Source organism: Paraburkholderia sp. BL23I1N1, assembly GCF_003610295.1.
Classification (GTDB): Bacteria; Pseudomonadota; Gammaproteobacteria; order Burkholderiales; family Burkholderiaceae; genus Paraburkholderia.
On sequence record NZ_RAPV01000001.1, the window covers coordinates 580157 to 606724 of the forward strand.

The window sequence follows — 26568 nt, forward strand, 5'->3', positions numbered from 1 at the left end:
CGCGCTTCGACTGAGCGAGCATTGCATGAGCATCATCGACATTTCCGAAGTGAAGCCCGGTTCACATGTGACGCTTCACTACCGGCTTTCCCTTGCCGATGGCGCCGAAGTCATCAATACGTTTACCGACAGACCGGCCACGCTGCTGCTCGGTGCGGGCCAACTCGCGCCGCCGCTGGAAGACATTCTGCTGGGTTTGAAGGTGGGTCACCATTCGACCTTTCAGCTAACGCCGGATCAGGCGTTCGGTCCGCGCAATCCGGAGCTGATCCAGCGGGTCTCGCTGGCCACGCTGCGCGAAAACAGCATGATCGGCGAGGATTTTTCGCCGGGTGACCTGGTCGAATTCAACGCGCCGGGCGGCGGCCGCTATGCCGGTGTCCTGAAAGAAGTGGGCGAAACGTCGGCGTTGTTCGATTTCAACCATCCGCTTGCCGGCCAGGCGCTGGCGTTTGAAGTGAAAATCATCGGGATTCTGTAAACATGAGCATCACGGATACGACTCTTGCCGAAGCCGAGATCCTGCTGGCGCAGCCGCGCGGGTTCTGTGCCGGCGTCGATCGGGCCATTGAAATCGTCGAGCGGGCCATCAAGCTGCACGGCTCGCCGATCTACGTGCGCCACGAAATCGTCCATAACGCCTACGTCGTCGAAGATTTGCGCAAGAAGGGCGCGATCTTCATCGAACAGCTGGAAGAAGTGCCGGCCGGCAATACGGTCATTTTCAGCGCGCATGGCGTGTCGAAAGCGGTGCGCTCGGAAGCCGAGTCGCGCGGCCTGCGGGTGTACGACGCCACCTGTCCGCTCGTGACCAAGGTGCATATCGAAGTCGCGAAAATGCGCCAGGACGGCTTTGACATCGTGATGATCGGCCACAAGGGCCACCCGGAGGTCGAGGGCACGATGGGGCAGGCGGGCGAAGGCATGCATCTGGTGGAAGACATCGAAGACGTGCAAGCCTTGCAGTTGGCCGATCCCGAGCGGATCGCGTTCGTTACGCAAACCACGTTGTCGGTCGACGACGCAGCCGAGATCATCGCAGCCCTGAAGGCGAAGTATCCGGCGATCCGCGAGCCCAAGAAGCAGGACATCTGCTACGCCACGCAAAACCGTCAGGACGCCGTCAAGTTCATGACGCCGCAATGCGACGTGGTGATCGTGGTCGGCAGCCCGAATAGTTCGAACTCGAACCGGCTGCGCGAGCTGGCCGAAAAGCTCGGCGTGCCTTCCTATATGGTGGACTCGCCAGACCAGATCGATCCGGTCTGGGTCGAAGGCAAGCGCCGGATCGGCGTGACGGCAGGCGCCTCGGCGCCGGAAGTGCTGGCGCAAGCGGTGATTGCCCGTTTGCGTGAGCTCGGCGTGCGCAATGTGCGCGCGCTCGAAGGCATCGAGGAAAACATCGCGTTTCCGTTGCCGCGTGGGCTCGGTCTGCCTGCCTGACAATTAGCCGACGTTTCTGAAAGAAAAGCGCACCCAAGGGCGCGCTTTTTTTACGTCCGCCCATTCGCAAGTCTGTCAAAAATAAAGGGCCATAACACTACACCGCGCCGTTTCAAGTGTGCTCCCACACAAATTCTTTTGAATTGTGATTTGGCGTTTAATCGAACTTCCTGTGATGTGACCCCGTTTAAAACGCGCTCAGTGTGTTACGACTATTTTTGGCGCACTAAAATAGTGCGTGCATCTTGATATCAATGAAAACGTAATACTTAACGCGAACCACGGTGCAATCGGGGATCGGGCCAACTCGCCGCAACACTTGATGCCATTGGGCGCAACGGTGGTGCAACTGATGCACGGAAAACAGTCGCAACCCGGTTGCGCCTTTTGATGGATTTCTTTCTCAAAATAAGGTTGCAATGCAGGAAAACCCCACCGTTTCAACAATATTGCGCGTCGCATAATTGGAGTTACAATGCGCGCGTTCTCAAGGCCTCCGGGTCCTGAACAATGGATTTTGCAAGGCGCGGGAGACCTACTTAATGCGAGTCAAGTTTGCTTACGCCGTGTCCGTCGTGACCGCGGTTGCGATGTTGACCGCGTGCGGTAAAAAACAGGATAGCGAGGCGGGAGCAAGTGCATCGGCTGCCACGGCGGCAGCGGCACCGGCGAGCGAGGCGATTGTCGTGAAAATCGGTCATGCGGCCCCATTGACGGGCGGCATTGCACATCTCGGTAAAGACAATGAAAACGGCGCGCGTCTGGCGGTCGAGGAAATCAATACACAGGGCTTGACCATCGACGGCCACAAGATCCAGCTGGAACTCGACGCCGAGGACGATGCCGCGGATCCGAAAACGGGCACAGCGGTCGCCGAAAAATTCGTCGACGATCATGTCGTTGCCGTGGTCGGGCACCTGAATTCAGGCGTCTCGATTCCGGCCTCGAAGATCTATAGCGATGCCGGGATCGTGCAGATCTCGCCGTCCTCGACGAACCCGGGGTATACGCAGCAAGGTTTCAAGACAACTTATCGGGTGGTCGCGACCGATGCCGAGCAGGGGCCGGCGCTTGCCAACTACGCGACGAAAGTACTCGGCGCGAAACGCATCGCGATCGTTGACGACTCGACGGTCTACGGCAAGGGCCTGGCCGACGAGTTCGCGAAGACGGTACAGGCGAGCGGGGCGAAGATCGTCGCGCGCGAAGCCACTAATGACAGGGCTACGGAGTTTCAGGCCGTCCTTAGAAAGATCAAGCGTGTTCAGCCGGACGTGATCATGTTCGGCGGCATGGACGCAACGGGCGGGCCGTTCACCAAACAGGCGGCGGCGCTCGGTATCAGGGCAAAAATCCTTGGCGGCGACGGCGTGTGTACCGACAAGGTGGGTGAGCTGGCGGGAACCGCCGTGCAAAACCTGGTCTGTTCGGAGGCGGGACTCGCGCTTTCGAAAATGGACAAGGGAGCGGACTTCGAGAAGAAGTACGTGGACCGCTTCCACACGCCGGTGCAGATTTACGCGCCGTTCACGTATGACGCTGTATACGTGATTGTCGATGCAATGAAGCGCGCTAATTCGATCGAGGCGCCCAAGGTGCTGGCTGCGATGCCGTCCACCGATTACAACGGGGTAATCGGTCACATCGCGTTCGACGACAAGGGTGATTTGAAAGAGGGCGCCATTACGCTTTACGACTTCAAGGACGGCAAGAAAGCGGTTCTCGACGTCGTAAAGATGTGATGACGGGATGTTACGCCTGACGGCACCGAAACCACCCAACGGTGCCGTTTTTGCATCCGCCATCGGTTCGTCCCCGACTGCATCACAGTCGTGAGACGAACCGGGTAGCGGATAACCCTTACCGGTCTTTTACATCAGTACCCGCAGTGCCGTTGAGATTGGCGTACCGCATCACCGCCCACCGGCTGATGAAGAACGCGAATCCAGTCGCACGGGCTAAGGAGCATTAAATGGATATCTTCATCCAGCAGGTCCTCAACGGGCTGGTGCTTGGCAGCGTTTACGCCATCATCGCACTGGGCTATACGATGGTTTACGGCATCTTGGGCATCATCAACTTCGCGCACGGCGATGTGTTGATGGTGGGCGCGATGGTCGCGCTCTCAGCCATAGGCGTGCTTCAGAACCACTTCCCCGGCCTCGGCAATGTGCCGACGCTCATCATCGCGTTGATCATCGCGGCAGTGGTTTGCTCGCTGGTCGGCTACACGATCGAGCGCGTGGCCTACCGGCCGTTGCGTAAGGCGCCGCGTCTCGCCCCGCTGATCACCGCGATCGGCGTGTCGATCCTGCTGCAAACCCTCGCGATGATGATCTGGTCGCGCAACCCGCTGCCGTTCCCGCAGCTCTTGCCCACCGACCCGATCAACGTGATCAAGGCCACCGACACGACGCCTGGCGCCGTGATCTCGATGACCGAAATCGTGATCATCGTGGTGGCGTTCCTCGTGATGGGCGGTCTGCTGCTGCTGGTTCACAAGACCAAGCTCGGCCGCGCGATGCGAGCGATCGCTGAGAACCCGGGCGTTGCCAGCCTGATGGGCGTGAATCCGAACTTCGTGATTTCGGCGACCTTCATGATCGGCTCGGCGCTGGCCGCGCTCGCCGGTGTGATGATCGCGTCCGAATACGGTAACGCACACTTCTATATGGGCTTCATCCCAGGTCTGAAGGCCTTTACCGCGGCGGTGCTGGGCGGGATCGGCAATCTCGGCGGGGCGATGGTGGGCGGCGTGCTGCTCGGCCTGATCGAACAGTTGGGGGCCGGCTATATCGGCAACCTCACGGGCGGTGTATTCGGCAGTAACTACCAGGACGTGTTCGCATTCATCGTGCTGATCATCGTGCTGGTGTTCCGTCCGTCGGGCCTGCTGGGCGAACGTGTTGCGGATCGAGCATAAGGAGTAGACAGACATGACCTCAATTCAACCGATCGAGCCGTCCACGACGCTCATCCCTGAAAAGAACCTGACGAAGACGCTGACCGTCGGCATCATCACCGCGATCTTCGTGATCGCGGCACCGATGATCATCGGCGCGGCAGGCGGCAACTACTGGGTCCGCGTGCTCGACTTCGCGATGCTTTACGTGATGCTGGCGTTGGGTCTCAACGTGGTGGTCGGCTTCGCCGGTCTGCTGGACTTGGGCTACATCGCGTTCTACGCCATCGGCGCGTACGTTGCAGCACTGCTGAGTTCGCCGCACCTGACTTCGCAGTTCGAGTGGATCGCGCACCTGTTTCCGAACGGCCTGCATACGCCGATCTGGATCATCGTGCCGATCGCCATGGGGCTCGCTGCGACGTTCGGGATTCTGCTCGGCGCGCCGACCCTGCGTCTGCGTGGCGACTATCTCGCGATCGTGACCCTGGGCTTCGGGGAAATCGTGCGGATCTTCATGAACAACCTCGACCGTCCGGTGAACATCACCAACGGCCCGAAGGGGATCACGGGGATCGACCCGGTGCAGGTGGGCGGCTTCAGTCTGGCGCAGACACACACGTTCCTCGGGTTCTCGTTCCCGTCGGTGTACATGTATTACTACCTGTTCGTGCTGTGCTCGCTGCTGGTGATCTGGACGTGTACGCGCTTGCAGCACTCCCGTATCGGCCGTGCATGGGCCGCGATCCGCGAGGACGAAATCGCCGCCAAGGCCATGGGCATCAACACGCGTAACGTGAAGTTGCTGGCCTTCGCAATGGGCGCGTCGTTCGGCGGTCTGTCGGGCGCGATGTTCGCCGGCTTCCAGGGCTTCGTGTCGCCGGAATCGTTCACCTTCTGGGAATCGGTCGTGGTGCTGGCCTGCGTGGTGCTGGGCGGCATGGGCCACATCCCCGGCGTGATTCTCGGGGCGGTGCTGCTCTCCGTGTTCCCCGAATTCCTGCGCTCGACGATGGGTCCGCTGCAGAACGCGATCTTCGGCCATGAAATCGTCGATACGGAAGTGATCCGTCAGCTGCTGTACGGCCTCGCGATGGTCGTGATCATGCTGTACCGCTCGGAAGGCTTGTGGCCGTCGCCGAAGCACGAAGACAAGATTGCGAAACTGGCGAAGCGCGCCGGCAAGAAGCCGGTGCGCGCCTGAGGCCCGCGTGGAGAAATCATATGAGCGATAACGTAAACAACAGCGTGGGCAGCGATCAGATCCGCCTGTCGGTGAAAGGCGTCAACAAGCGCTTCGGCGGCCTGCAGGCACTGTCCGACGTCGGTCTGCAGATCAAGTCGGGCCAGATTTACGGCCTGATCGGTCCGAACGGCGCCGGCAAGACGACCTTCTTCAATGTGATCACGGGTCTGTACACACCCGATTCGGGCGAGTTCAAGCTCGACAACGTGGAATACACGCCGACCGCTGTCTACCAGGTGGCGAAGGCGGGTATTGCGCGTACGTTCCAGAACATCCGTTTGTTCGGCGGCATGACCGCGCTGGAAAACGTGATGGTCGGCCGTCACGTGCGCACGAAGCACGGCCTGATCGGCGCGGTGTTTCAGACGCCGGCTGAGCGCCGCGAAGAGCGCGAGATCAAGGAACGCGCAATCGAGTTGCTGGAATACGTCGGCATCGCGCAGTACGCGGACTACACGTCGCGCAATCTGTCGTACGGGCACCAGCGTCGCCTGGAAATCGCCCGCGCGCTGGCAACGGATCCGAAGCTGCTCGCACTCGATGAACCGGCGGCCGGCATGAACGCAACGGAAAAGGTCGAACTGACCAAGCTGCTCGACAAAATCCGCAGCGACGGCAAGACGATTCTGCTGATCGAGCACGACGTGAAACTGGTGATGGGTCTGTGCAACCAGATGACGGTGCTCGACTACGGCAAGGTGATTGCGCAAGGTCTGCCGTCGGACGTGCAGAAGGATCCGAAGGTGATCGAAGCTTATCTGGGTGCGGGGGTCCACTAATGGCTACGGCAATGTTGAAAATCAAGGGCCTGCAGGTCAATTACGGCGGCATCCAGGCAGTCAAGGGTATCGACCTCGAAGTTGCGCAGGGCGAACTGGTCACGTTGATCGGCGCGAACGGCGCGGGCAAGACCACGACGATGAAGGCGATCACGGGTCTGAAGCCGTACTCGGCAGGCGACATCGAGTACATGGGTCAGTCGATCAAGGGCATCCCGGCGCACGAACTGCTCAAGCGGGGTCTCGCGATGGTGCCGGAAGGCCGCGGCATCTTCTCGCGCATGTCGATCGTCGAAAATATGCAGATGGGTGCTTATCTGCGTAGCGACACGGACGCCATCAAGGCGGACGTCGATCGCATGTTCGGCTTCTTCCCGCGCCTGAAGGAACGCGCTACGCAATACGCGGGCACGCTCTCGGGCGGCGAACAACAGATGCTGGCGATGGCACGCGCGATCATCAGCAAGCCTAAGCTGTTGTTGCTCGATGAACCGTCGATGGGCCTGTCGCCGATCATGGTGGAGAAGATCTTCGAAGTGGTGCGCGCGATCTCGGCCGAAGGCATGACCGTGCTGCTAGTGGAGCAGAACGCGCGTCTCGCCTTGCAGGCGGCGAACCGCGGCTACGTGATGGACTCGGGTCTGGTGACGATGTCCGGCGACGCGAAGCAGATGCTGGATGATCCGAAGGTTCGGGCGGCGTATTTGGGTGAATAACCCGGACTAAATTTGCTTGAGCCGTAAAAAAGGCCGCATGCGCTTCAATCGCGCATGCGGCCTTTCTCTATTGAAGCGCTTTCCTGACGCCTAAGCAGCCGGCGTCTCTGCCAGTTCGCCAAGGCGTTTGCCAAGACTGATTACAGCATCCGCGCGATAACCGAGCGCCTCATAGAACGCGCGCACGTCGGCCTTCGCGGACAACACCTGCAAATTCAGCTTCGGACATCCACGCTCGGTCAACGCGTTTTCGACATGCGCGACCAGACGCGTGCCGATACCGTGACGACGTAGCGTCTCATCCACTGCCAGCGAATACAGCCAGCCTCGGTGCCCGTCATAGCCGCCCATCACCGTGCCGACGATACGCTCGCCGAACACCGCGACAAAGAACAGCTCCGGTTGCGTCGCCAGCTTGTTGGCGATCGACAGATGCGGATTGCGCTGCGGCCGCGTCACGTCCCGGTACTCGGGGAACGCTTGCTGCCACAGCGCGACCACGGCATCGGTGTCGCTCACGTCGAAGCGGCGGATCGATAGCGTTGCGGTCGTCGTCATACGCGCTTTCCTGCGTGATTACAGCGTGTCGAGAATTGAACGCAGCATCGCCATCATCTGGTCGATTTCTTCATTCGTGACGTTCAGCGCCGGCATGAAACGCAGCAGGTTCGGACGCGCCGCGTTCAGCAGCAGGCCGTCGGGCTGCATCACGCGAGCCTTCTCGACGATCTGATTGCCGATGTCCTTTCCGAGCAACAGCGCGCGCAGCAGACCTTCACCGCGTTCGCCTTCGAAACCGCGTTCTTCCGACAGTTCGAGCAGCTTCGCGCGCAGATATTCGCCGCGCGCACGCACGCCTTCGAGGAAACCCGGCGCGGTCAGCTGCGAGATCACCGAGTAGCCGACCGCGGTCATCAGCGGATTGCCGTTGTACGTGCCGCCCTGGTCGCCCGCCTCGAACACGGCGATGTCGGCTTTCGCGAGCAACGCCGCGAGCGGCACACCGCCGCCGATGCCTTTGCCGAGCGTCATGATGTCCGGCTCGATGCCCGACAGTTCGTAGGCGAACAGGGTGCCGGCGCGGCCACAACCGCTTTGCACTTCGTCGACGATCAGGAGCAGGTTGTGTTGTTTGGTCAGCGCGCGCAGTTGCTGCATGAATTCGCGCGTGGCGGGAATCACGCCGCCTTCGCCCTGAATCGGCTCGAGCATCACCGCGACCGTTTTTGCGTTGATCAGCTTTTCAACCGACGCGATGTCGTTCAGGTCCGCCTTCGGGAAGCCCGGCACTTGCGGCGCGTAGATCGTGTCCCACCCCGGTTTGCCGCTTGCGGACATGGTCGCGAGCGTGCGGCCGTGGAAGCTGTGGTCGAACGTGATGATTTCGAACGCGCCATCCTTGAACTTCTTGCCCCACTTGCGCGCGAGCTTGATTGCGCCTTCGTTCGCTTCGGCGCCGCTGTTCGCGAAGAACACCTTGTCGAAACAGCTGTGCTGCGTGAGCAGGCCCGCGAGTTTCGCCATCGGACCATTGTAGAAAGCCGGCGACGGATTGAGCAGCAATTGCGACTGCTTGTTCAGCGCTTCGATCATGCCGTCGTTGCAATGACCGAGGCTGTTGACCGCCCAGCCCTGGATGAAGTCCAGATATCGCTTGCCGTTATTGTCGTAGAGCCACGAGCCCTTGCCGTGCGTGAAAACGATTTCGGGCCGGTTCGTGATGTACATCAGCGACTCGATCGGGTACTCATTGAAATTCATGACGGCAGGCTCCAGACAGCGGGGTGAAGGATTAATGAGCGGTTGGCCACCCATCAAACAGGGGCCGGGGGAAGACGAAAAAGCGAACGAAAAAGCAAACAAAAAAGCCACGGCATGCCGTGGCTTTCATGATTCGAACTGCTTGCGCCCTTGTGCGGCGCGAATCCGTGACGAAGCCAGCGGCGTCCCTAAGGGAGCGGCGAGCGGCGACGTCGGAGTTCGGGTTGGATGCGGTTCATGCGCGAAAGAATACGACAAGGAAAGCGCTGGTGTAAACCATGAATTTGCACAGAGTCGCGTCAACGCGGATTGATGCAAGTCTGCCAGCGCGCCTGTTTCGTTTTGATGAATGGGTTGATCGTTAGCCTGTCAACCCATTCACCGCCTCAAACCGCGTTCGCCAGATCCGCCGCGCTCGTGAAGGAATCCGCGTAGAACTCGTCTTCCGGCAGCTCGTGATGCTGGGTGAAATCGCGCTGTGCCGACTCGACCATCACAGGTGCGCCGCACGCGTACACCTGATACGGCGACAGGTCCGGCAGGTCCTCGATCACCGCTCGATGCACGAAGCCGACACGGCCGGTCCATGCGTCGCTCGCGTCCGGTTCCGACAGCACCGGCACGAACTTGAAGTTCGGGATCTCGCGAGCCCATTGTTCGGCGAGTTCGAGCAAGTACAAGTCTTTCTTGCGGCGCGCGCCCCAGTAAAGCGTCATCGGCCGGTTCAGGTTCTTGAACACCGCATGTTCGACGATCGCCTTCAGCGGCGCGAAGCCCGTGCCCGAGGCCAACAGCACGATCGGCTTGTCCGAATCTTCGCGCAGGAAGAAGGTGCCGAGCGGGGCTTCGAAGCGCAGGATGTCGCGCTCCTTTATCGTATTGAAGACGTGGTCGGTGAACGCGCCACCGGGCATGTGACGGATGTGCAATTCGATCGGGCCTTCCGCGTGCGGCGCATTCGCCATCGAATAGCTGCGGCGCTTGCCGTCCTTCAGAATGAATTCGAGGTACTGGCCGGCCAGATATTGCAGACGCTCGTTGGCCGGCAGCTGCAGCTTCAGCACGACGACGTCGTCGGCTTTGCGCTCGATGGCGTTCACGCGGCACGGCAGTTTCTTGACCTGCACGTCGCCCACGCCGGCCACTTCGCGAATGTCCACTTCGAGATCGGAGCACGCCGTCGCGCAGCAGAAGAGGGCCATGCCGCGCGTCTTTTCGTCGTTCGACAAGGCCGACGACGAATGCTGGCGCTGTTCGATCTGACCGCTGACCACGGTGCCTTTGCATGAGCCGCAGGCGCCGTTCTTGCAGCCGTACGGCAGGCCGATGCCTTGGCGCAAGGCCGCGATCAGGACCGGTTCGTCCTGTTCTACCTGAAATTGCCGGCCGCTTTGCCGGAGCGTGACGTTAAATGCCATAGAGTGTTCGAATTCGAAAAGTCGGTAATCGTTATCGGACCCGCGGTGCAACTGTGCGGTACCTGCCGCGCTTGACGGCTACAATGCGTCCACCATGAAAGCGACACGAAAATTACGCCGGCCGCGCGTGTTGATAGTGGGCTGCGGTGACGTTGGGATGCGCTGTGTGCCCTTATTGCGGCCACGCGCGCATGTCTTCGCGCTCACCAGTCACGCCGAACGCAGCGCCGAATTGCGCGCCGCGGGGGTCACGCCGCTGGTTGGCGACCTGGACACGCGCCGCAGCCTGAAACGGCTTGCCGGCCTCGCGCCGACGGTGCTGCATCTTGCGCCGCCGCAGAAGACCGGCAACGACGACCGCCGTACCCGTGCGTTGCTCGCTACGCTCGGCGCGCGCCGCGATCGGGCACTGCGTGCCGCACGCGGCGCGGTGGTGCCTGTGGGGCGGCTGCGCCGCATTCGTGCCTCATGGGCGGAATCTGAAGCAGCCAATATTGTACCCGACAGGGTGCGCTGGACCGCCGCTCCGCAGGCGCCCGTGAAGTTGGTGTACGCGAGCACGACAGGGGTCTACGGCGACTGCGGCGGCGCGTGGATCGACGAGACGCGCGCGTCGCAGCCGGCCAATTCACGCGCGAAACGCCGCGTGTCGGCCGAGCGGCAATTGCGGCGCGCCACGGCGCGCGGTGTGGTGGCCGCCACCATCGCGCGAATTCCGGGCATCTACGCGAGCAACCGCTTGCCGCTCGCGCGGTTGGAAAAGCGCACCCCTGCCTTGATCGACGCGGACGACGTCTACACCAACCATATCCACGCCGACGACCTCGCCGCGATTCTCGTGCGCCTTGCCACGCACGGGCGGCCGGGACGCGCAATCCACGCGTCCGACGATACGACGCTGAAAATGGGAGCGTACTTCGATGTGGTGGCCGATGCGTTCGGCCTTGAACGCGCGCCGCGCATTACGCGCGTAGAAGCAGAGCAGCAGATCGAACCGACCTTGCTGTCGTTCATGCGTGAATCGAGGCGGCTTGTGAACCGCCGCCTCAAAGCGGAATTGCACGTGCGCTTGCGGTATCCGAGCGTTGACGATTTTTTCCGCGAGACCCCGTAAGTTTACGTCAGTGCCGGCAACGCCTCCAGCAACAGGAAGCACAGCATTGCACCGATCAGTGCGCCGATCAGGTTCGGATGATATTTGTGCCGTAGCCGCATCATGACCAGCAGTCCGCCGATCAAAACCAGGCCGAGGCACACGAAAGCGATCATCACATTTGAAAATGCGACGGTGTCGTGGATGACCATGGCGCCCCTCCTTGAACCCTTTGTAGTCTTTGTTTAAACGAGTATAGGGCGAGCTGTAAGGAAGAGCATGCTGCGCTGCAGCGTGTAATCGGGTGTCCCTTGGGGCCTGTGTGCGGGGGCGCACACGAATATCCTGACGCATCAAGGCTTTAAAAGGGCCCTACCGGTTTACCCGCTCCGTAAAGATCCGAGGTCGGTTTCGTCGAGCCATTGCCACGCGCCTTCCGCGAGCGTCGCGGGCAACGCGAGTCCGCCGATCCTCTCGCGATGCAGCGCTTCGCAACGATTGCCGGCTGCCGCGATCATCCGTTTGACCTGGTGATACTTGCCTTCCATCACGGTGAGGGCGAGCGCGTGCTCGCCGCGCGCCTGAGCGTCGATGGCGGCGATCGGTTTGGGCTCGCCGTGCAGCAAGACGCCGTCACGTAAAGCGCTCAATTGGGCGTCGTCGATGGGATGACGTGTGGTGGCGATGTACAGCTTCGGCACTTTGCGTTTTGGCGACGTGAACATGTGAACGAACTTGCCGTCGTCGGAGAGCAGCAGCAGACCGGTGGTGTCCTGATCGAGGCGGCCCACGCATTGCACGCCGCGTTCGGCGAACTGCGGCGGCAGCAGACTGAACACGCTCAGATGATGCTGCGGGTCGCGCGAACATTCGTAGCCGGCGGGCTTGTTCAGCAGCAGATAGGCGTGCTCGCGATACGGCCAGACGACGCCGTCCACACTGAAGCAGAACGTGCCGTCATGGGTTGGAAAATCGGCGTCGGCATCGGTGCGGACTGAGCCGTCGATGCTCACGCGGCCGTCGCCGATCAGCGCCCGACATTGGCGTCGCGAGCCGAAACCTTGAGTAAAGAGGATGCTTTCGAGATTCATGGCGTGCGAAGAATAACACCGCAAGAAGCGGAGCGCCGCGCAACGCCGTAGCGGCCACGATGAGCTTTCCACATTCCGTCGCAGGAGTTCATCGATGCACGCCGCTTCCTCTTCATCGTCTTCATCCGTGATCCGTCTGCCGGCCGCATTCCAGCGGCTCGCATGGTCGAATCTGGTCGCGCAATCCGCCGAGCAGATCAGCCTCGCCGCCGCGCCGCTCGTCGCCGTGTTCGCGCTCGGCGCCGGCGCGCGCGAGACCGGCCTGTTGCAAACCGCGCAGACGCTGCCGTTCCTGTTGTTGTCGATTCCGCTCGGTGTATGGGCCGACCGCCGCTCGCGCCGCACGTTGATGGCGCTCGCCGAAAGCGTGCGCGTGGTCGCGATGCTGTGCGTGCTGCTGCTTGTGCTGACGCATTCGCTGAGCTTGCCGCTGCTCGCCGCGCTCGGCTTCATCGCGGCGACCGGCACTGTGGCCTACAACGTCGCGGCGCCTTCGCTGGTGCCTTCGATCGTGCCGCGCGAGGCGTATGCCCAGGCGAACGGCCGGCTCGAACTGGCGCGCAGCGTCGCGTATTCGGCGGGGCCGGCGCTTGGCGGGCTGCTGGTCGGCTGGATCGGCGCGGGCTGGGCGTATGGCTGCGCGGCCGGGCTATCGGCGCTGGCCGTCACCTTGCTCGCGGGACTGCGCGAACCGCCGCGAGCGGCGGCAGCCCAGCGGCACTTCATGCTGGAACTGCGCGACGGTACGCGCTTCGTGCTGCGCGACGCGCTGCTGCGTCCGATGCTCGCCACCGCGATCTTCTTCAATCTTGGTTTCTTCGTGCTGCAAGCGGTGTATGTGCCGTACGCCGTACATCGTTTGGGATTGAGCGCGTCGATGGTCGGCGTGACGCTCGGCGCGTATGGCGTCGGCATGGTGTGCGGTGCGCTTGCCGCACCGGCCATCGCGCGGCGTCTCGCGTTCGGCCGCGTGCTGATCATCGGACCGTCATGCGGTTTGCTCGCCTCGCTCGTGATGGTGGCGACGATCGTCACGCCGTCGTTCTGGCTGGCGATGCTGAGCTTCTTCCTGCTCGGCGCCGGACCGATTTTGTGGGTGGTGGGTTCGACTACGCTGCGTCAGGCGATCACGCCTGAACGGATGATGGGGCGCGTCTCGGCGCTCAATAGCACGGCGACTTTCGGTGCGCGGCCGGTGGGCGCATTGCTCGGTGCGGCGATCAGTGCGCGCTGGGGGATGGACGCGTGTCTGGTCGCGGCGGCAGCGGCGTTCCTTGCGCAGGCGTTGATCATCGTCATGTCGCCGGCGGCACGGCTCGCGGACATTCCCGAGGGCACCGCCATCGCGCAATGATGAAAACCGGTTTTCATTGGGCGACTGAGTGGCGTTCTGACGCGCCCGAGGTCATCGGTGGAAACCCTTGAAAATGAAAATGAATTTTTTCGGAGTGGTTTCTATGTAAATATACTTTCATTCATTTTGCTTACGCCGCCGCGCCGGCTCGCTCGCATGATTCATCACTCGTCCGTTGCTTCCAATCCCGCCGAGCAGGCGATCGCCGCGCGCATTGCCGCAGCGATGCCGACCCTCACGCCGATTCACCGGCGCATGGGCGAATATGTGCTCGCGAATCTGTTCCGCGCGGCAACCATGCGAATCGACGAACTGGCGAGCGTGGTCGATGCGTCGGTGGCAACGGCGAATCGCTTTGCTCGCGCGCTTGGCTTCGACGGCTATCCGCAGTTTCGCGAAGCGCTGGTACGCGGCTTCGAAGCGACGCTCGCACCGGTCGAGCGGCTGCGTAGCGCGCAGGAATCGCTCGCTTCCGGCGACGATCTGATCGACGCGTCGCTCGAGCAGGCCGCCACCAATCTGCAATCCACTCGCGCGGCAATCGACAACGCCGCCGCCGAAGCCGCCGTGGAAGCGATCATCTCCGCGCGTCGCGTCTTCGTGCTCGGCGCGGGTTCGAGCGCGTTCCTCGCGGGCCTGATGGAACACGGTCTGATGCCGTACCACGACAACGTGCAGTCGCTCGCGTTCGTCGGTGGACCGTCGCATGCCGCGCGGCGTCTGTTCGCTTCGAATGAAGGCGATCTGGTGATCGGGATCGCGTTTCCGCGTTACGTCGAGGACACGATCGAACTCGCGCGGCGCTCGGCAAGTCGCGGCGCACGCGTGCTTGCGCTGACCGATGGGCCGCACTCGCCGCTCGCGCAATTCGCCGATCTCTCGCTCTATATCCGCTCCGAGCGCCGCCTCGCGGCCAATGCCGATTCGGCCGTGCTGGCCGTGATCGAAGCGCTGTGCGACGCGGTCGCCTACCGGGCGAAACGCTCGGTGAAGGCGGCCGCTGAAGTCACCGAATTCGTGCTGCCGTGGCTCACCGATCCGCAAGCCGCGGCCACCGGCACAAGCGCGCAGCCCGTGAGCGCTTCCACTCGTTTTCCCCGCACCACCAAAGCCAAAAAATGAACCCCAACGCAGTCATTGCCATTCACGGCGGAGCAGGCACGATCCTGCGCGCATCGATGTCAGCCAGCGCCGAAGCCGACTATCACGCTGCGTTGCATGCCGTGCTGAGCGCCGGGCAGCGCGTCCTCGCCGACGGCGGCAGCGCACTCGACGCCGTCAGCGAAGCCGTGCGCCTGCTCGAAGACTGTCCGCTCTTCAACGCGGGGCGTGGCGCGGTTTACACGGCGGCCGGCACGCATGAACTCGACGCGGCGATCATGGACGGCAGCACGCTCGACGCCGGCGCGATCTGCTGCGTGACGCGCGTGCGCAATCCGATTCTGGCGGCTCGCCGCGTACTCGAGCGCAGCGAACATGTGCTGTTCACGGGCGAGGGCGCTGAAGCCTTCGCGGCCGCACAAGGACTCGAATTCGTAGAGCCCGAATATTTCCATACCGAAGCGCGTCATCGGCAGTGGCAACTCGCAAGCACTCAGCAGCGCGCCATGCTCGATCATGATGGCGCGACGCTGGCCTCGAACAATGACGATCCCACGCCGCACGAGCCGATCGATCCGAATCGTAAGTTCGGCACCGTGGGTGCGGTCGCGCTCGATCAGCACGGTCACGTGGCGGCTGCGACCTCGACGGGCGGCGTCACCAACAAGCAGGCCGGCCGGGTCGGCGATACGCCGTTGATCGGCGCGGGCTGCTATGCCGACGACGCAACCTGCGCGGTCTCGACCACCGGCACCGGCGAGATGTTCATGCGGATGGTGGCCGCATACGACGTCGCGGCGCAGATGGCGTACCGCAACGTCTCGCTCGAAGAAGCCGCGCACGACGTGGTGATGAACCGTTTGCCGAAGATCGACGGACGCGGCGGTCTGGTCGCCGTCGATGCGCGCGGCAACGTCACGCTGCCGTTCAATACCGAGGGCATGTATCGCGGATTCGCGCGGATCGGCGAGACGCCGGTGACGGCGATCTATCGCTAACGCGTTCTCGCTGCGCCGTCGCTTGAATTTTTGTTTGAATCATCGTTAGCCGCGTTCGAATCCAAAGGAGCCATCGTGCCGACTTCATCGCACACCGCCCGCCCGCTTATCGAAACCTTGCCGTCGCAGCACGTGCTTGCCGTCGACGATCTGTCGGTCGCGTTTCGCAGCGGCGATAAGACCTTCAATGCGGTGCGCAATCTCTCGCTGACTGTGGACCGTGGCGAGACGCTCGCGATCGTCGGCGAATCGGGTTCGGGCAAATCGGTGACGTCGCTTGCCTTGATGCGGCTGATCGAGCATGGCGGTGGGCGCCTTGCCGGCGGCAGCATCGCCTTCCGGCGCCGCGACGGCAGCGTGCTCGACCTCGCGAAAGCGTCGTCCGGCACGATGCGTTCGATTCGCGGTGCCGACATCGCGATGATCTTCCAGGAGCCGATGACCTCGCTGAATCCGGTGTTTACGGTCGGCGATCAGATCAGCGAAGCGATTGCCTTGCATCAGGGGAAAAGCCGTTCCGAGGCGCACGCCGAAACGCTGCGTCTGCTCGAACTCGTTCGCATTCCTGAAGCACGCCGGATGGCCGCACGTTTTCCGCATCAGCTCTCTGGCGGCATGCGCCAACGCGTGATGATCGCGATGGCGCTGTCGTGCAAGCCTGCATTGCTGATCGCCGATGAGCCGACCACCGCGCTCGACGTCACGATCCAGGCGCAGATTCTGCAATTGATTCGCGGCCTGCAGGACGAGATGAATATGGGCGTGATCTTTATCACGCACGATATGGGTGTGGTGGCCGAAGTGGCCGATCGCGTGCTGGTGATGTATCGCGGCGAGAAAGTGGAAGAGGGTGCTTCAGATGCGCTGTTCGCCGCGCCGTCTCATCCTTATACGAAGGCGTTGCTCGCCGCAGTGCCGCACCTTGGCGCAATGGAAGGCACCGATCGGCCCGCCAGGTTTCCGATTCTGACCGTCGAGCAGGCGGCGCTCACCGGCACGGATGAACCCATTCGTCCCGCAATCGCCGTCGCGCAGGAAACCCAACCCGTGATCCACGACAGCACGCCGCCGATCCTGCGCGTGCGCGACCTGGTCACGCGCTTTCCGGTCAAGAGCGGTGTGTTCGGACGCCTCACGGGCCGCGTGCATGCGGTTGAGAAAGTCAGCTTTGATCTGCGTCCGGGCGAGACGCTTGCGCTGGTCGGCGAATCGGGATGTGGCAAATCGACCACGGGCCGTTCGTTGCTGCGTCTGGTCGAAAGCCAGAGCGGCTCGATCGAATTTGACGGTAAGGAAATCAGCTCGCTCACAGGCCCTGCGTTGCAAGCACTGCGCCGCAATATCCAGTTTATTTTTCAGGACCCGTTTGCCTCGCTGAATCCACGTTTGACGGTCGGTTTCTCGATCATGGAGCCCTTGCTCGTGCATGGCGTCGCTCAAGGTGCCGAAGCGCAGGCGCGCGTTGCGTGGTTGCTTGAGAAGGTTGGCTTGCCGCGCGAGGCCGCAAGCCGCTATCCGCACGAATTTTCGGGCGGACAACGGCAACGCATCGCGATTGCGCGTGCGCTGGCCTTGAATCCGAAAGTCGTGATCGCCGACGAATCCGTCTCCGCACTGGACGTCTCCGTGCAGGCGCAAATCGTCAATCTGATGCTCGATCTGCAGCGCGAGCTGGGCGTCGCGTATCTGTTTATTTCGCATGACATGGCGGTGGTGGAGCGCGTGAGCCATCGCGTGGCGGTGATGTATCTCGGCCAGATCGTCGAGATCGGTCCGCGCCGCGCGGTGTTCGAAGCGCCGCAGCATCCCTATACGAAGAAGCTGATGGGCGCGGTGCCGGTTGCCGATCCGGCGCGCCGTCACGCCAAACGCATGCTCGCCGACGATGAGATTCCGAGCCCGATCCGCGCGCTGAACGACGAACCGATCGTGGCGCCGCTGGTTGCGGTGGGACCGGATCATTTCGTGGCCCAGCATCGAGTCGGCGGCGCTTACTAAGCGCGAACGCCAGTCCGAACGCAGACACGAATGCAGATCAAAACGAAGTACCAGACCTGAAGCAAAACCATTTTCTCTCGCAGCACATAACCCAGTTTCAATTCGCAGCCTGGAGCCAACCTCATGAACCTGCTGGTCCCGTCTTCTCCGTTTCGTTTGCGCGCGCTGGTCAGCGGCGGCGCGGTGGTGTTCGCGATGCTCGCGGGCAATGTGGCGCACGCCGACACGACGGCCGTGATGGCCGTTGCGTCGACCTTCACGTCGCTCGATCCGTACGACGCGAACGACACGCTGTCGCAAGCCGTCGCCAAGTCGTTCTATCAAGGCCTGTTCGGCTTCGACAAGGACATGAAGTTGGTCAACGTGCTGGCCGACAGCTACGAAGCGAGTCCGGAAGCCAAGGTCTACACGTTCAAGCTGCGCCACGGCGTGAAGTTCCAGGACGGCACCGACTTCAATGCAGCCGCGGTCAAGGCGAACTTCGACCGCGTGACCGATCCGGCGAACAAGCTCAAGCGCTACAACATGTTCAACCGTATCGAGAAGACCGAAGTGATCGATCCGTACACGGTGAAGATCACGCTGAAGGCGCCGTTCTCGGCGTTCGTCAACGTGCTGGCGCATCCGTCGGCGGTGATGATCTCGCCTGACGCGCTGAAGAAGTACGGCAAGGACATCGCGTTTCATCCGGTCGGTACAGGTCCGTTCGAATTGGTGAAGTGGGACCCGGCAGGCGACCTCACGGTGAAGAAATTCGCCGGCTACTGGAAGAAGGGCTATCCGAAGGTCGATGCGATCGACTGGAAGCCGGTGGTCGACAACAACACGCGTGCTGCGTTGATGCGCACGGGCGAAGCGGACTTCGCGTTCCAGGTGCCGTTCGAACAGGCCGCGCAATTGCAGTCGAGCCCGAAGGTCGATCTGATCGCGTCGCCGTCGATCATCCAGCGCTATATCAGCCTGAATGTGAATCAGAAGCCGTTCGACAATCCGAAGGTGCGTGAAGCGCTGAACTATGCGGTCAACAAGGAGGCGCTGACGAAGGTCGTGTTCGCCGGTTACGCGACGCCGGCCGACGGCGTGGTGCCGCAAGGTGTGGATTACGCGGTGAAGCTCGGCCCCTGGCCGTACGATCCGGCCAAGGCGCGTGAACTGCTGAAGGAGGCGGGTTATCCGAACGGTTTCGAAACGACGCTGTGGTCCGCGTATAACTACTCGACCGCGCAGAAGGTGATCCAGTTCGTGCAGCAGCAACTGGCGCAAGTCGGCATCAAGACGCAGGTTGAAGCGCTCGAAGCGGGTCAACGCGTCGCGAAGGTGGAAAGCGCGCAAGACCCGGTGACCGCACCGGTGCGGATGTACTACGCGGGCTGGTCGTCGTCGACGGGCGAAGCGGACTGGGCAATTACGCCGCTGCTCGGCTCGGTCTCGTTCCCGCCGAAGATGGTCAACACTGCGTACTACAAGAACGACACCGTCGACAGCGACCTGAAGCAGGCGCTCGAAACCACCGACCGCGCCAAGAAGGCCGAGCTCTACACCGACGCGCAAAAACGCATCTGGGCCGACGCGCCGTGGATTTTTCTCGTCAAGGAAAAGGTGGTGTACGCGCGCAGCAAGCGCTTGTCGGGTGCTTATGTCGCGCCGGACGGCTCGTTTAATTTCGACGAGATCGCAATCAAGTGATGAGCTGACCGTTCGGCGCGGCGTGTTCTTCACGAACACACGGGCCGGACGGTCGCGTATCGCTCTTAACGATTCTTCGTTGCCCGCCTCATTGCCGGATTGGTTTCATGCTGAACTTCCTCGTCAAACGTATCTTTGGTCTGCTGCCGACGCTCTTCATCGTCGCCGTGCTGGTGTTCCTGTTCGTGCATCTGCTGCCCGGCGATCCGGCGCGGCTCGCGGCCGGTCCCGAAGCGGACGAAGCGACCGTTGCGCTGGTGCGTGCCGATCTCGGCCTCGATAAGCCGATGCCACAGCAGTTCGTCAACTTCTTCGTGAAGATCGCGCACGGTGACTTCGGCACATCTACGCGCAGCAAGCGGCCGGTCAGCCAGGAAATCGGCGAACGCTTCATGCCGACGCTGCTGCTCACCCTCGCAAGCATGGTGTGGGCGGTGGTGCTCGGCATGGGCATTGGCATTGTCTCGGCGGTGTGGCGCAATCGCTGGCCGGACCGGCTCGGCATGACGCTCGCGGTGTCGGGCATTTCGTTTCCCGCGTTCGCGCTCGGCATGCTGCTGATGGAGATCTTTTCGGTGAAGCTCGGCTGGCTGCCGATCGTGGGCGACGGTTCGTGGAAGAGCTACGTGCTGCCGTCGCTCACACTGGGCGCGGCCGTGGCCGCAGTGATGGCGCGCTTCACGCGTGCTTCGTTCGTCGAAGTGATGAATGAAGATTTTGTGCGCACCGCACGCGCCAAGGGCGTGCCTGAACGGCTCGTGATCGTCAAACACTGCCTGCGCAACGCGATGATTCCCGTCGTCACGATGATGGGGCTGCAATTCGGCTTCCTGCTGGGCGGCTCGATCGTGGTCGAAGTGGTGTTCAACTGGCCGGGGCTTGGACGCCTGCTGGTGGACGCCGTGGCGATGCGCGACTATCCGGTGATTCAGGCCGAAGTGCTGTTGTTCTCGCTTGAGTTCATCATCATCAACCTGGTTGTGGACGTGCTGTACGCCGTCATCAACCCGACCATCCGTTTCAAGTGAGGCCCGAATGAGCATCTCAGCCGCCGAGGCGAATGCAGCCAAGGCCGCCCTCGTAGAAAGTACGATCCGCACGCCGTGGAGTGAATTCTGGCGCAAATTCCGTAAGCAGCATGTGGCGCTCGCCGCCGGCGTTTTCGTGCTGCCGCTGGTCGCGGTCGCGATTCTCGCGCCGCATATCGTGCCGTACGATCCTGAGAATTTCTTCGACTACGACGCGTTGAATGCGGGGCCCTCGGCCGCGCACTGGTTCGGCGTGGATTCGCTGGGCCGCGATATTTTCAGCCGCATTCTGGCAGGTTCGCGTATTTCGCTCGAGGCCGGGTTTCTGTCGGTGGCGATCGGCGCGGTGATCGGCACGTTCTTCGGTTTGCTGGCCGGATACTACGAAGGCTGGTGGGACCGTATCACGATGCGCGTCGCCGACGTGCTGTTCGCATTCCCTGGCATTCTGCTGGCGATTGGTGTGGTCGCGATTCTCGGCAATGGCATGATCAATGTGATCTGTGCGGTGGCGATTTTCAGCATCCCGGCGTTTGCGCGGCTCGTGCGCGGCAATACGCTGATGCTCAAGCAGCTCACCTATATCGAAGCGGCACGCAGCATCGGCGCATCGGACTGGACCATCATCGTGCGGCATATTCTGCCGGGGACGATCTCGTCGATCGTCGTGTACTTCACGATGCGGATCGGTACGTCGATCATCACCGCGGCGAGTTTGTCGTTTCTCGGACTCGGTGCGCAACCGCCGACGCCGGAGTGGGGCGCGATGCTCAACGAAGCGCGTGCCGATATGGTCACTGCGCCGCATATCGCGCTGTTTCCGAGTCTGGCGATTTTTCTCACGGTGCTGGCGTTCAATCTGCTCGGCGACGGTTTGCGCGATGCGCTCGATCCGAAGCTCGACCGGCCATGAATTCGACTAAAGTTTCAGAGAATGACGCACCGCACATCGGCGTGTTGCCGAGCGGACCGCATGGGACGATTGCCGATGTAGCAGGCGTGACGGTCGGACATTGCACGCTGGATGAAGACGCTGTGCAAACCGGCGTGACCGTGATTCATCCGCATGCCGGCGATCCGTTTCTGAACAAGGTGCCCGCGGCTGCATCGGTGATCAACGGCTTTGGTAAAAGCATCGGGCTGGTGCAAGTCGAAGAACTCGGTGTGCTGGAAACGCCGATTGCGTTGACTAATACCTTCGGCGTCGCGGCGGTTGCACAAGCGCAGATTCGCGCTGCAAGCCATGCCAATCCGCGAATCGGGCGCGAATGGTCGACCGTCAATTCGTTGGTGTTCGAATGTAATGACGGCTACCTGAACGATATTCAGGCTTTGGCGGTAAGCGAACGGCATTACAACGACGCGTGTGACGCGGCCGGCGTTGAGATCGCGAGCGGGTCGGTCGGCGCAGGCCGCGGCATGTCGTGCTTCGACCTGAAAGGCGGAATCGGCAATGCGTCGCGCGTGGTCGACTTGGCAGGGCGGCGCTATACCGTCGGTGCGCTAGTGCTGGCGAACTTCGGCCGGTTGCCGATGTTGACGATCGATGGCGTGCCGCTCGGGCGTGTGCTGGCTGAACGCACTGCCAATGCTGAAGCAGCCGGCTCGGCGGCCTCGGCAAATCCCACTAACCCATCACCCGACTCGAAACCCGAACAAGGCTCGATCATCATGATCGTTGCCACCGACGCGCCGCTCGACGCTCGCCAGCTCAAGCGCCTGTCATTGCGCGCCGCGGCCGGTCTCGCACGAACCGGTTCGGTGTACGGCCACGGCAGCGGCGATATCGCGCTGGCGTTTTCAACGGCCTACACCGTGCCGCACGAATCCGACTTCGTCGCGCTGCCGCCGATGCTGGCCGACACACGCCTCGATTCGCTATTCCGCGCTTGCGCGGACAGCGTCGAGCAAGCGATCGTCGATGCGTTGTGGAGCGCGACATCTTTAACAGGCCGCGATGGCCACCGCCGTCTATCGCTGCACGACATCGCCCCCGACCTCGCTCAACTTCTCAAGCCATCTCTCTGATGAAAGTCCTGATTTCCGCCGACATCGAAGGCGTAGCCGGCGTGTTTCACCCTGGGCAAACGCGTGCGGGCAACGGCGAATATGAAGTCGCGCGCCGCTGGATGACACTCGAAGCCAACGCCGCGATCGAAGGCGCATTCGCCGGCGGTGCGACCCACGTATGGGTCAACGATTCGCATGGCGGTTTCCGCAATCTGCTGCCCGATCTGCTCGATGCACGCGCCCAGGTCGTGCTCGGCAAGCCGCGTACGCTCGGCATGATGGCTGGCCTCGAATATGGCGCGGCGCTGGTGTTCATGATCGGCTATCACGCAAGGTCGCAAACTCGCGGCATTCTCTCGCATACGATCAACAGCTTCGCCTTCGCGCGTGTATCGTTGAACGGCGTCGAAGTGGGCGAGGCGGGATTGTATGGAGCGCTGGCGGAAGAATACGGTGCACAGGTCGCGCTTTTATCCGGCGACGACGTATTCGCCGAGGAAACCGCGCCGCGTTTTCCAGATGCGCGTTTCGTCGTCACCAAGAGCGCGACGGGGCATGCGAGCGGCGTGACGCAAACGCCGGCGAGCGCCCGTGATGCGATTGAAAATGCCGCGCGCGACGTGGTGCGGTATTACGTCGACAAGGGTCATGCGCCTCAGGCCACGCGCGTTGCCGCGAAGCCCGTCGACTGCGAGTTGCGCGTGCAAACTACCGCGCTTGCCGATCTGTTCTGCCAATGGCCGACGCTCACGCGCGTCGACGCCGTCACGTTGCGCTTCAGCGCGGCGTCGGCGGAACATGTGGTGCGGATGCTGAATTGCCTGTCGGCGATGTCGTTCATGTTGCGCTGAGCCGTGTGACGAACAAAGCAGCCCGGCAAGCGCGGCCATCCCCCACGCTTACGTTTCGATAAAACGCTGCCCCCTCTGTGACAGGTGTTGCGAGGACGCGGTACTCTCTGGCATTCCAGAGGTACCGTCTCTCTCACTTAGCGGAGTACAACATGGGTAAGCAGACTATCGCGGATTATCTGGCCAGAACACTGGCGGCAGCAGATGTCGAACGGATTTGGGGCGTGACCGGCGACAGTCTGAACGGCCTGTCGGACAGCTTGCAACGGCTCGGTTCGATTCGCTGGATGCATACGCGCCACGAAGAGGTCGCGGCCTTCGCCGCCGGCGCCGATGCCGCCGCTACCGGCAAGCTCGCCGTCTGCGCGGGCAGTTGCGGTCCAGGCAACCTGCATCTGATCAACGGCCTGTACGACTGTCATCGCAATCATCAACCCGTGCTCGCCATCGCCGCGCACATTCCCTCCTCGGAGATCGGCCTCGGTTACTTCCAGGAAACCCATCCTCAAGAGTTGTTCAAGGAGTGCAGCCACTACGTCGAGCTGGTGACGAACCCGTCGCAGTTTCCTCGCGTGCTGGCGCGCGCGATGCGCACCGCAATCGAGGAGCGTGGCGTCGCGGTAATCGTGCTGCCCGGCGATGTCGCGCTCAGCGAAGCCCCCGACGAAACGCCGGCGTGGGCCGGTACGCTCGAACGTTCGACGGTGGTGCCCTCCGGCGCGGATCTCGACCGGCTCGCCGATATGCTGAATCAGGCCGGTGGCGTGACGCTCCTATGCGGCAGCGGCTGCGCTGACGCACATGACGAAGTGGTGGCCTTCGCCGATCAGCTCGGCGCCCCCACCGTGCATGCATTGCGCGGCAAACAATACGTGGAGTGGGACAACCCGTTCGATGTCGGCATGACCGGCCTGATCGGTTTCAGTTCGGGCTATCACGCGATGATGTCGTGCGACACGCTCGTGATGCTCGGCACCGATTTCCCGTATCGCAACTTTTATCCGTCGCACGGCAACGTGGTGCAGATCGATCGCCGCGGCTCCACGCTCGGCAAGCGTGCGCCGTTGAAGCTGGGCCTCGTCGGCGACGTCAAGGCGACCTTGCAGGCACTGCTCCCGTTGATCAAGCGCAAGACCGATCGACGCTTTCTCGAGAACGCCCGCAAGCACTACGCCGATACGCGCAAGGACCTCGACGATCTCGCCCGCCCGTCTGATCCGGGGCGTGCGATTCATCCGCAATATCTGACTAGTATCATCGACAAAGTGGCGAACGAAGACGCCGTGTTTTGTGCCGACGTCGGCACCCCGACGCTTTGGGCCGCGCGTTATCTGACGATGAACGGCAAGCGCAGTCTGCATGGCTCGTTCAATCACGGTTCGATGGCTAATGCGATGCCGCAGGCGTTGGGCGCGCAAGCGGCGGAGCCGCAACGCCAGGTAATTTCGCTATCGGGCGACGGTGGCCTCTCGATGTTGCTCGGCGATCTGCTCACCGCGCGCCAACTGAATCTGCCGATCAAGGTGGTCGTATTCAACAACAGCACGCTCGGCTTCGTCGCGATGGAGATGAAGGCGGGCGGCTACCTCGAAAGCGGCACCGATCTCGCCGCCACCGATTTCGCGGCGATTGCACGCGGCGCGGGCATCTATGGCGCGCGGATCGAATTGTCGGAAAACATCGAGCCCGCATTGCGCGAGGCATTCGCGCATCCTGGGCCCGCGGTGATCGACGTAGTGACGGCGAAGCACGAACTCGCATTGCCGCCGAAGATTCAATGGGCGCAGGCGAAGGGGTTCAGTTTGTATATGCTGCGAGCGGTGCTGAATGGCCGCGGTGATGAGGTGGTTGAATTGGCGACGACGAATCTGCGGTGAGAGGCGTGGGAGTCGTGAAGCGTTAGCGCTTTAGTTCTGCTTTGGTGCTTGCGTGCGCGTGTGCGTGTGCGTGTGCGTGTGCGTGTGCGTGTGCGTGTGCGTGGATACCTGGGTGAGCTTGATTGTTCTTAAGCGCCAAAACGTGTGCTTGCCGACTACAGCGTATGCGCGCTCGATCTCGCGCATACGCATTAACTGGCTACGGTCTACTGTTGCCGGCTCAGTTCACGCGCCGCGTGATCGATTACGTCGGCAATTGCACCCGCATGCGACACCGGTGCAAGATGACTCGATGACATCGACACGACCTTCGCGTTCATGCCGCTCGGCCATGAATTTTTCGATTTCAGGCGACAACGCGCGATCCCGGGTCGTCACCACGTACCACGACGGCTTCTCTTTCCACGCTACGTGACTGACAGTTTCGCTAAATGCCGTCGCGGCGATTGGGACTTGCGCGGCGGACAGCACGCGCGTGACGTTTTCGGGCACGTCCGCGGCAAAGTCGGCGTGGTATTTCGTGCGGTCGAGCCAGAGGAAACCGCTGGAGTCCGCGGTGATGCCTTGATCCGCGGGCATCGGTGCCGCGCGTTTCATGAGGTCTGCCGTGGATTCATGCAGGTCCGGCGCGATCGCCGCGACGTACACGAGACCGGCGACGTTCGGCGCGTTCGCGCCCGCTTCGGTGATCACGACACCGCCCCACGAGTGGCCCACCAGAATGGTCGAGCCCTGCTGGCGCGCGAGGACGCGGCGCGTGGCCGCAACATCGTCGGCGAGCGAGGTGAGCGGGTTCTGCACCGAACTCACGTGATACCCCTTCTGCTGCAACTTCGCGACGACACCGTTCCAGCTCGACCCGTCGACAAACGCGCCATGAACCAGCACGACGTTGCGCACGGGGCCGGTCATGGGTGCCGCGGGCGCCGCGGTCGGTGTAGGGGCGCTCGCCTTTGGGGTCGCTGGTGCGGTGGCGGCAGGCGTTGTGGGTACTACGGCCGGCGCGGCGGGTGGCGGGACTGGTGCTTCAGGTGCGCTTGACTCCATGCCGGGCATCTCGGCCGGTTCGGCGGCGGGTTCCGCCGTGGGCGCCGCGGTTTGCGCGATGGCACCAGCCCCGGCGAAGCAGAGACACACAGCAGTGGCGCAAAGCAGGCGTTTGGGCGACATGTTGAATCTCCGAAGGCGGAAACCTCGACTAGGGCAACATACAGAA

General features: G+C 62.2%; 23 protein-coding genes and 1 pseudogene. 18 read left to right on the forward strand and 6 right to left on the reverse strand.

The window, feature by feature from the left end; genetic code table 11:
- Positions 1 to 25 precede the first annotated feature (25 nt).
- The 7 genes from B0G76_RS02815 (at position 26) to B0G76_RS02845 (ending at position 7086) form a co-directional block, all read left to right on the forward strand.
- On the forward strand, positions 26 to 481 hold the full coding sequence (locus tag B0G76_RS02815; protein ID WP_063497119.1) for a peptidylprolyl isomerase: 456 nt from the start codon (positions 26 to 28) through the stop codon (positions 479 to 481).
- A 2-nt stretch (positions 482 to 483) separates the two neighbouring features.
- Positions 484 to 1443 carry a 4-hydroxy-3-methylbut-2-enyl diphosphate reductase gene (gene ispH / locus B0G76_RS02820; RefSeq protein ID WP_120289931.1) on the forward strand — a complete coding sequence of 320 codons (960 nt, stop codon included), beginning with the start codon at positions 484 to 486 and terminating at the stop codon, positions 1441 to 1443.
- Between the two features lie 542 nt (positions 1444 to 1985).
- The gene (locus B0G76_RS02825) at positions 1986 to 3185 is read left to right on the forward strand and encodes a branched-chain amino acid ABC transporter substrate-binding protein (protein ID WP_120289933.1); all 1200 of its coding nucleotides are present in this window, start codon (positions 1986 to 1988) and stop codon (positions 3183 to 3185) included.
- A gap of 230 nt (positions 3186 to 3415) precedes the next feature.
- Entirely contained in the window at positions 3416 to 4366 is a 951-nt protein-coding gene (locus B0G76_RS02830; protein WP_074282431.1) for a branched-chain amino acid ABC transporter permease, read from the forward strand.
- A 13-nt stretch (positions 4367 to 4379) separates the two neighbouring features.
- Complete coding sequence (locus B0G76_RS02835; RefSeq protein ID WP_120289935.1) at positions 4380 to 5549, forward strand: ABC transporter permease subunit; 1170 nt, start codon at positions 4380 to 4382, stop codon at positions 5547 to 5549.
- A gap of 20 nt (positions 5550 to 5569) precedes the next feature.
- Positions 5570 to 6370, forward strand: coding sequence for an ABC transporter ATP-binding protein (locus tag B0G76_RS02840; protein WP_120289937.1), 801 nt, complete (start codon positions 5570 to 5572; stop codon positions 6368 to 6370).
- Positions 6370 to 7086, forward strand: a complete 717-nt coding sequence (locus B0G76_RS02845; RefSeq protein ID WP_120289939.1) for an ABC transporter ATP-binding protein — start codon at positions 6370 to 6372, stop codon at positions 7084 to 7086. The genes B0G76_RS02840 and B0G76_RS02845 overlap by 1 nt, the downstream gene beginning before the upstream one ends.
- 90 nt (positions 7087 to 7176) lie before the next feature.
- On the opposite strand, the gene B0G76_RS02850 is transcribed toward B0G76_RS02845, so the two are convergent.
- From B0G76_RS02850 to B0G76_RS02860, 3 genes are all read right to left on the reverse strand, one after another.
- Positions 7177 to 7644: a GNAT family acetyltransferase gene (locus B0G76_RS02850; RefSeq protein WP_120289941.1), complete on the reverse strand. Its 468-nt coding sequence runs from the start codon at positions 7642 to 7644 to the stop codon at positions 7177 to 7179.
- An 18-nt stretch (positions 7645 to 7662) separates the two neighbouring features.
- Positions 7663 to 8847, reverse strand: coding sequence for an acetylornithine transaminase (locus B0G76_RS02855; RefSeq protein ID WP_120289943.1), 1185 nt, complete (start codon positions 8845 to 8847; stop codon positions 7663 to 7665).
- 386 nt (positions 8848 to 9233) lie between these two features.
- On the reverse strand, positions 9234 to 10265 hold the full coding sequence (locus B0G76_RS02860; protein WP_120289945.1) for a CDP-6-deoxy-delta-3,4-glucoseen reductase: 1032 nt from the start codon (positions 10263 to 10265) through the stop codon (positions 9234 to 9236).
- A 94-nt stretch (positions 10266 to 10359) separates the two neighbouring features.
- Between B0G76_RS02860 and B0G76_RS02865 the strand changes: the two genes are divergently transcribed.
- Entirely contained in the window at positions 10360 to 11379 is a 1020-nt protein-coding gene (locus B0G76_RS02865) for an NAD-dependent epimerase/dehydratase family protein (RefSeq protein WP_120289947.1), read from the forward strand.
- 2 nt (positions 11380 to 11381) lie between these two features.
- Here B0G76_RS02865 and B0G76_RS02870 read toward each other — a convergent pair whose 3' ends face one another.
- The gene (locus B0G76_RS02870; RefSeq protein WP_120289949.1) at positions 11382 to 11570 is read right to left on the reverse strand and encodes a hypothetical protein; all 189 of its coding nucleotides are present in this window, start codon (positions 11568 to 11570) and stop codon (positions 11382 to 11384) included.
- A gap of 168 nt (positions 11571 to 11738) precedes the next feature.
- On the reverse strand, positions 11739 to 12449 hold the full coding sequence (locus B0G76_RS02875) for a pseudouridine synthase (protein ID WP_120289951.1): 711 nt from the start codon (positions 12447 to 12449) through the stop codon (positions 11739 to 11741).
- A gap of 94 nt (positions 12450 to 12543) precedes the next feature.
- Between B0G76_RS02875 and B0G76_RS02880 the strand changes: the two genes are divergently transcribed.
- From B0G76_RS02880 to poxB, 10 genes are all read left to right on the forward strand, one after another.
- Positions 12544 to 13803, forward strand: coding sequence for an MFS transporter (locus B0G76_RS02880; RefSeq protein ID WP_120289953.1), 1260 nt, complete (start codon positions 12544 to 12546; stop codon positions 13801 to 13803).
- A 156-nt stretch (positions 13804 to 13959) separates the two neighbouring features.
- A complete protein-coding gene (locus tag B0G76_RS02885) occupies positions 13960 to 14925 on the forward strand; it encodes a MurR/RpiR family transcriptional regulator (protein ID WP_120289955.1) in 966 nt (321 codons plus the stop codon).
- Positions 14922 to 15902, forward strand: a complete 981-nt coding sequence (locus tag B0G76_RS02890; RefSeq protein WP_120289957.1) for an isoaspartyl peptidase/L-asparaginase family protein — start codon at positions 14922 to 14924, stop codon at positions 15900 to 15902. Before B0G76_RS02885 ends, B0G76_RS02890 begins: the two co-directional genes overlap by 4 nt.
- A 75-nt stretch (positions 15903 to 15977) precedes the next feature.
- Complete coding sequence (locus B0G76_RS02895; protein WP_120296160.1) at positions 15978 to 17900, forward strand: dipeptide ABC transporter ATP-binding protein; 1923 nt, start codon at positions 15978 to 15980, stop codon at positions 17898 to 17900.
- 123 nt (positions 17901 to 18023) lie between these two features.
- The gene (gene gsiB, locus B0G76_RS02900) at positions 18024 to 19586 is read left to right on the forward strand and encodes a glutathione ABC transporter substrate-binding protein GsiB (protein ID WP_120289958.1); all 1563 of its coding nucleotides are present in this window, start codon (positions 18024 to 18026) and stop codon (positions 19584 to 19586) included.
- A gap of 107 nt (positions 19587 to 19693) precedes the next feature.
- Positions 19694 to 20614 carry a glutathione ABC transporter permease GsiC gene (gene gsiC / locus B0G76_RS02905; protein WP_120289960.1) on the forward strand — a complete coding sequence of 307 codons (921 nt, stop codon included), beginning with the start codon at positions 19694 to 19696 and terminating at the stop codon, positions 20612 to 20614.
- A gap of 7 nt (positions 20615 to 20621) precedes the next feature.
- Positions 20622 to 21527, forward strand: coding sequence for a glutathione ABC transporter permease GsiD (gsiD, locus tag B0G76_RS02910; protein ID WP_120289962.1), 906 nt, complete (start codon positions 20622 to 20624; stop codon positions 21525 to 21527).
- Entirely contained in the window at positions 21524 to 22642 is a 1119-nt protein-coding gene (locus B0G76_RS02915; RefSeq protein WP_120289964.1) for a P1 family peptidase, read from the forward strand. Before gsiD ends, B0G76_RS02915 begins: the two co-directional genes overlap by 4 nt.
- Positions 22642 to 23475 carry a M55 family metallopeptidase gene (locus tag B0G76_RS02920; RefSeq protein WP_120289966.1) on the forward strand — a complete coding sequence of 278 codons (834 nt, stop codon included), beginning with the start codon at positions 22642 to 22644 and terminating at the stop codon, positions 23473 to 23475. Before B0G76_RS02915 ends, B0G76_RS02920 begins: the two co-directional genes overlap by 1 nt.
- 152 nt (positions 23476 to 23627) lie before the next feature.
- Entirely contained in the window at positions 23628 to 25352 is a 1725-nt protein-coding gene (gene poxB, locus B0G76_RS02925; RefSeq protein WP_120289968.1) for a ubiquinone-dependent pyruvate dehydrogenase, read from the forward strand.
- 206 nt (positions 25353 to 25558) lie between these two features.
- Here the strand turns inward: poxB and B0G76_RS02930 are convergent.
- Positions 25559 to 26522: pseudogene (locus B0G76_RS02930) on the reverse strand (alpha/beta fold hydrolase).
- Between the last annotated feature and the right edge of the window lie 46 nt (positions 26523 to 26568).

Bases quoted from the DNA above. Each gene is read 5' to 3' on its own strand.
- B0G76_RS02815 (WP_063497119.1), top strand. From the start codon at position 26: ATGAGCATCATCGACATTTCCGAAGTGAAGCCCGGTTCACATGTGACG.
- ispH (WP_120289931.1), top strand. From the start codon at position 484: ATGAGCATCACGGATACGACTCTTGCCGAAGCCGAGATCCTGCTGGCG.
- B0G76_RS02825 (WP_120289933.1), top strand. From the start codon at position 1,986: ATGCGAGTCAAGTTTGCTTACGCCGTGTCCGTCGTGACCGCGGTTGCG.
- B0G76_RS02830 (WP_074282431.1), top strand. From the start codon at position 3,416: ATGGATATCTTCATCCAGCAGGTCCTCAACGGGCTGGTGCTTGGCAGC.
- B0G76_RS02835 (WP_120289935.1), top strand. From the start codon at position 4,380: ATGACCTCAATTCAACCGATCGAGCCGTCCACGACGCTCATCCCTGAA.
- B0G76_RS02840 (WP_120289937.1), top strand. From the start codon at position 5,570: ATGAGCGATAACGTAAACAACAGCGTGGGCAGCGATCAGATCCGCCTG.
- B0G76_RS02845 (WP_120289939.1), top strand. From the start codon at position 6,370: ATGGCTACGGCAATGTTGAAAATCAAGGGCCTGCAGGTCAATTACGGC.
- B0G76_RS02850 (WP_120289941.1), bottom strand. From the start codon at position 7,644: ATGACGACGACCGCAACGCTATCGATCCGCCGCTTCGACGTGAGCGAC.
- B0G76_RS02855 (WP_120289943.1), bottom strand. From the start codon at position 8,847: ATGAATTTCAATGAGTACCCGATCGAGTCGCTGATGTACATCACGAAC.
- B0G76_RS02860 (WP_120289945.1), bottom strand. From the start codon at position 10,265: ATGGCATTTAACGTCACGCTCCGGCAAAGCGGCCGGCAATTTCAGGTA.
- B0G76_RS02865 (WP_120289947.1), top strand. From the start codon at position 10,360: ATGAAAGCGACACGAAAATTACGCCGGCCGCGCGTGTTGATAGTGGGC.
- B0G76_RS02870 (WP_120289949.1), bottom strand. From the start codon at position 11,570: ATGGTCATCCACGACACCGTCGCATTTTCAAATGTGATGATCGCTTTC.
- B0G76_RS02875 (WP_120289951.1), bottom strand. From the start codon at position 12,449: ATGAATCTCGAAAGCATCCTCTTTACTCAAGGTTTCGGCTCGCGACGC.
- B0G76_RS02880 (WP_120289953.1), top strand. From the start codon at position 12,544: ATGCACGCCGCTTCCTCTTCATCGTCTTCATCCGTGATCCGTCTGCCG.
- B0G76_RS02885 (WP_120289955.1), top strand. From the start codon at position 13,960: ATGATTCATCACTCGTCCGTTGCTTCCAATCCCGCCGAGCAGGCGATC.
- B0G76_RS02890 (WP_120289957.1), top strand. From the start codon at position 14,922: ATGAACCCCAACGCAGTCATTGCCATTCACGGCGGAGCAGGCACGATC.
- gsiB (WP_120289958.1), top strand. From the start codon at position 18,024: ATGAACCTGCTGGTCCCGTCTTCTCCGTTTCGTTTGCGCGCGCTGGTC.
- gsiC (WP_120289960.1), top strand. From the start codon at position 19,694: ATGCTGAACTTCCTCGTCAAACGTATCTTTGGTCTGCTGCCGACGCTC.
- gsiD (WP_120289962.1), top strand. From the start codon at position 20,622: ATGAGCATCTCAGCCGCCGAGGCGAATGCAGCCAAGGCCGCCCTCGTA.
- B0G76_RS02915 (WP_120289964.1), top strand. From the start codon at position 21,524: ATGAATTCGACTAAAGTTTCAGAGAATGACGCACCGCACATCGGCGTG.
- B0G76_RS02920 (WP_120289966.1), top strand. From the start codon at position 22,642: ATGAAAGTCCTGATTTCCGCCGACATCGAAGGCGTAGCCGGCGTGTTT.
- poxB (WP_120289968.1), top strand. From the start codon at position 23,628: ATGGGTAAGCAGACTATCGCGGATTATCTGGCCAGAACACTGGCGGCA.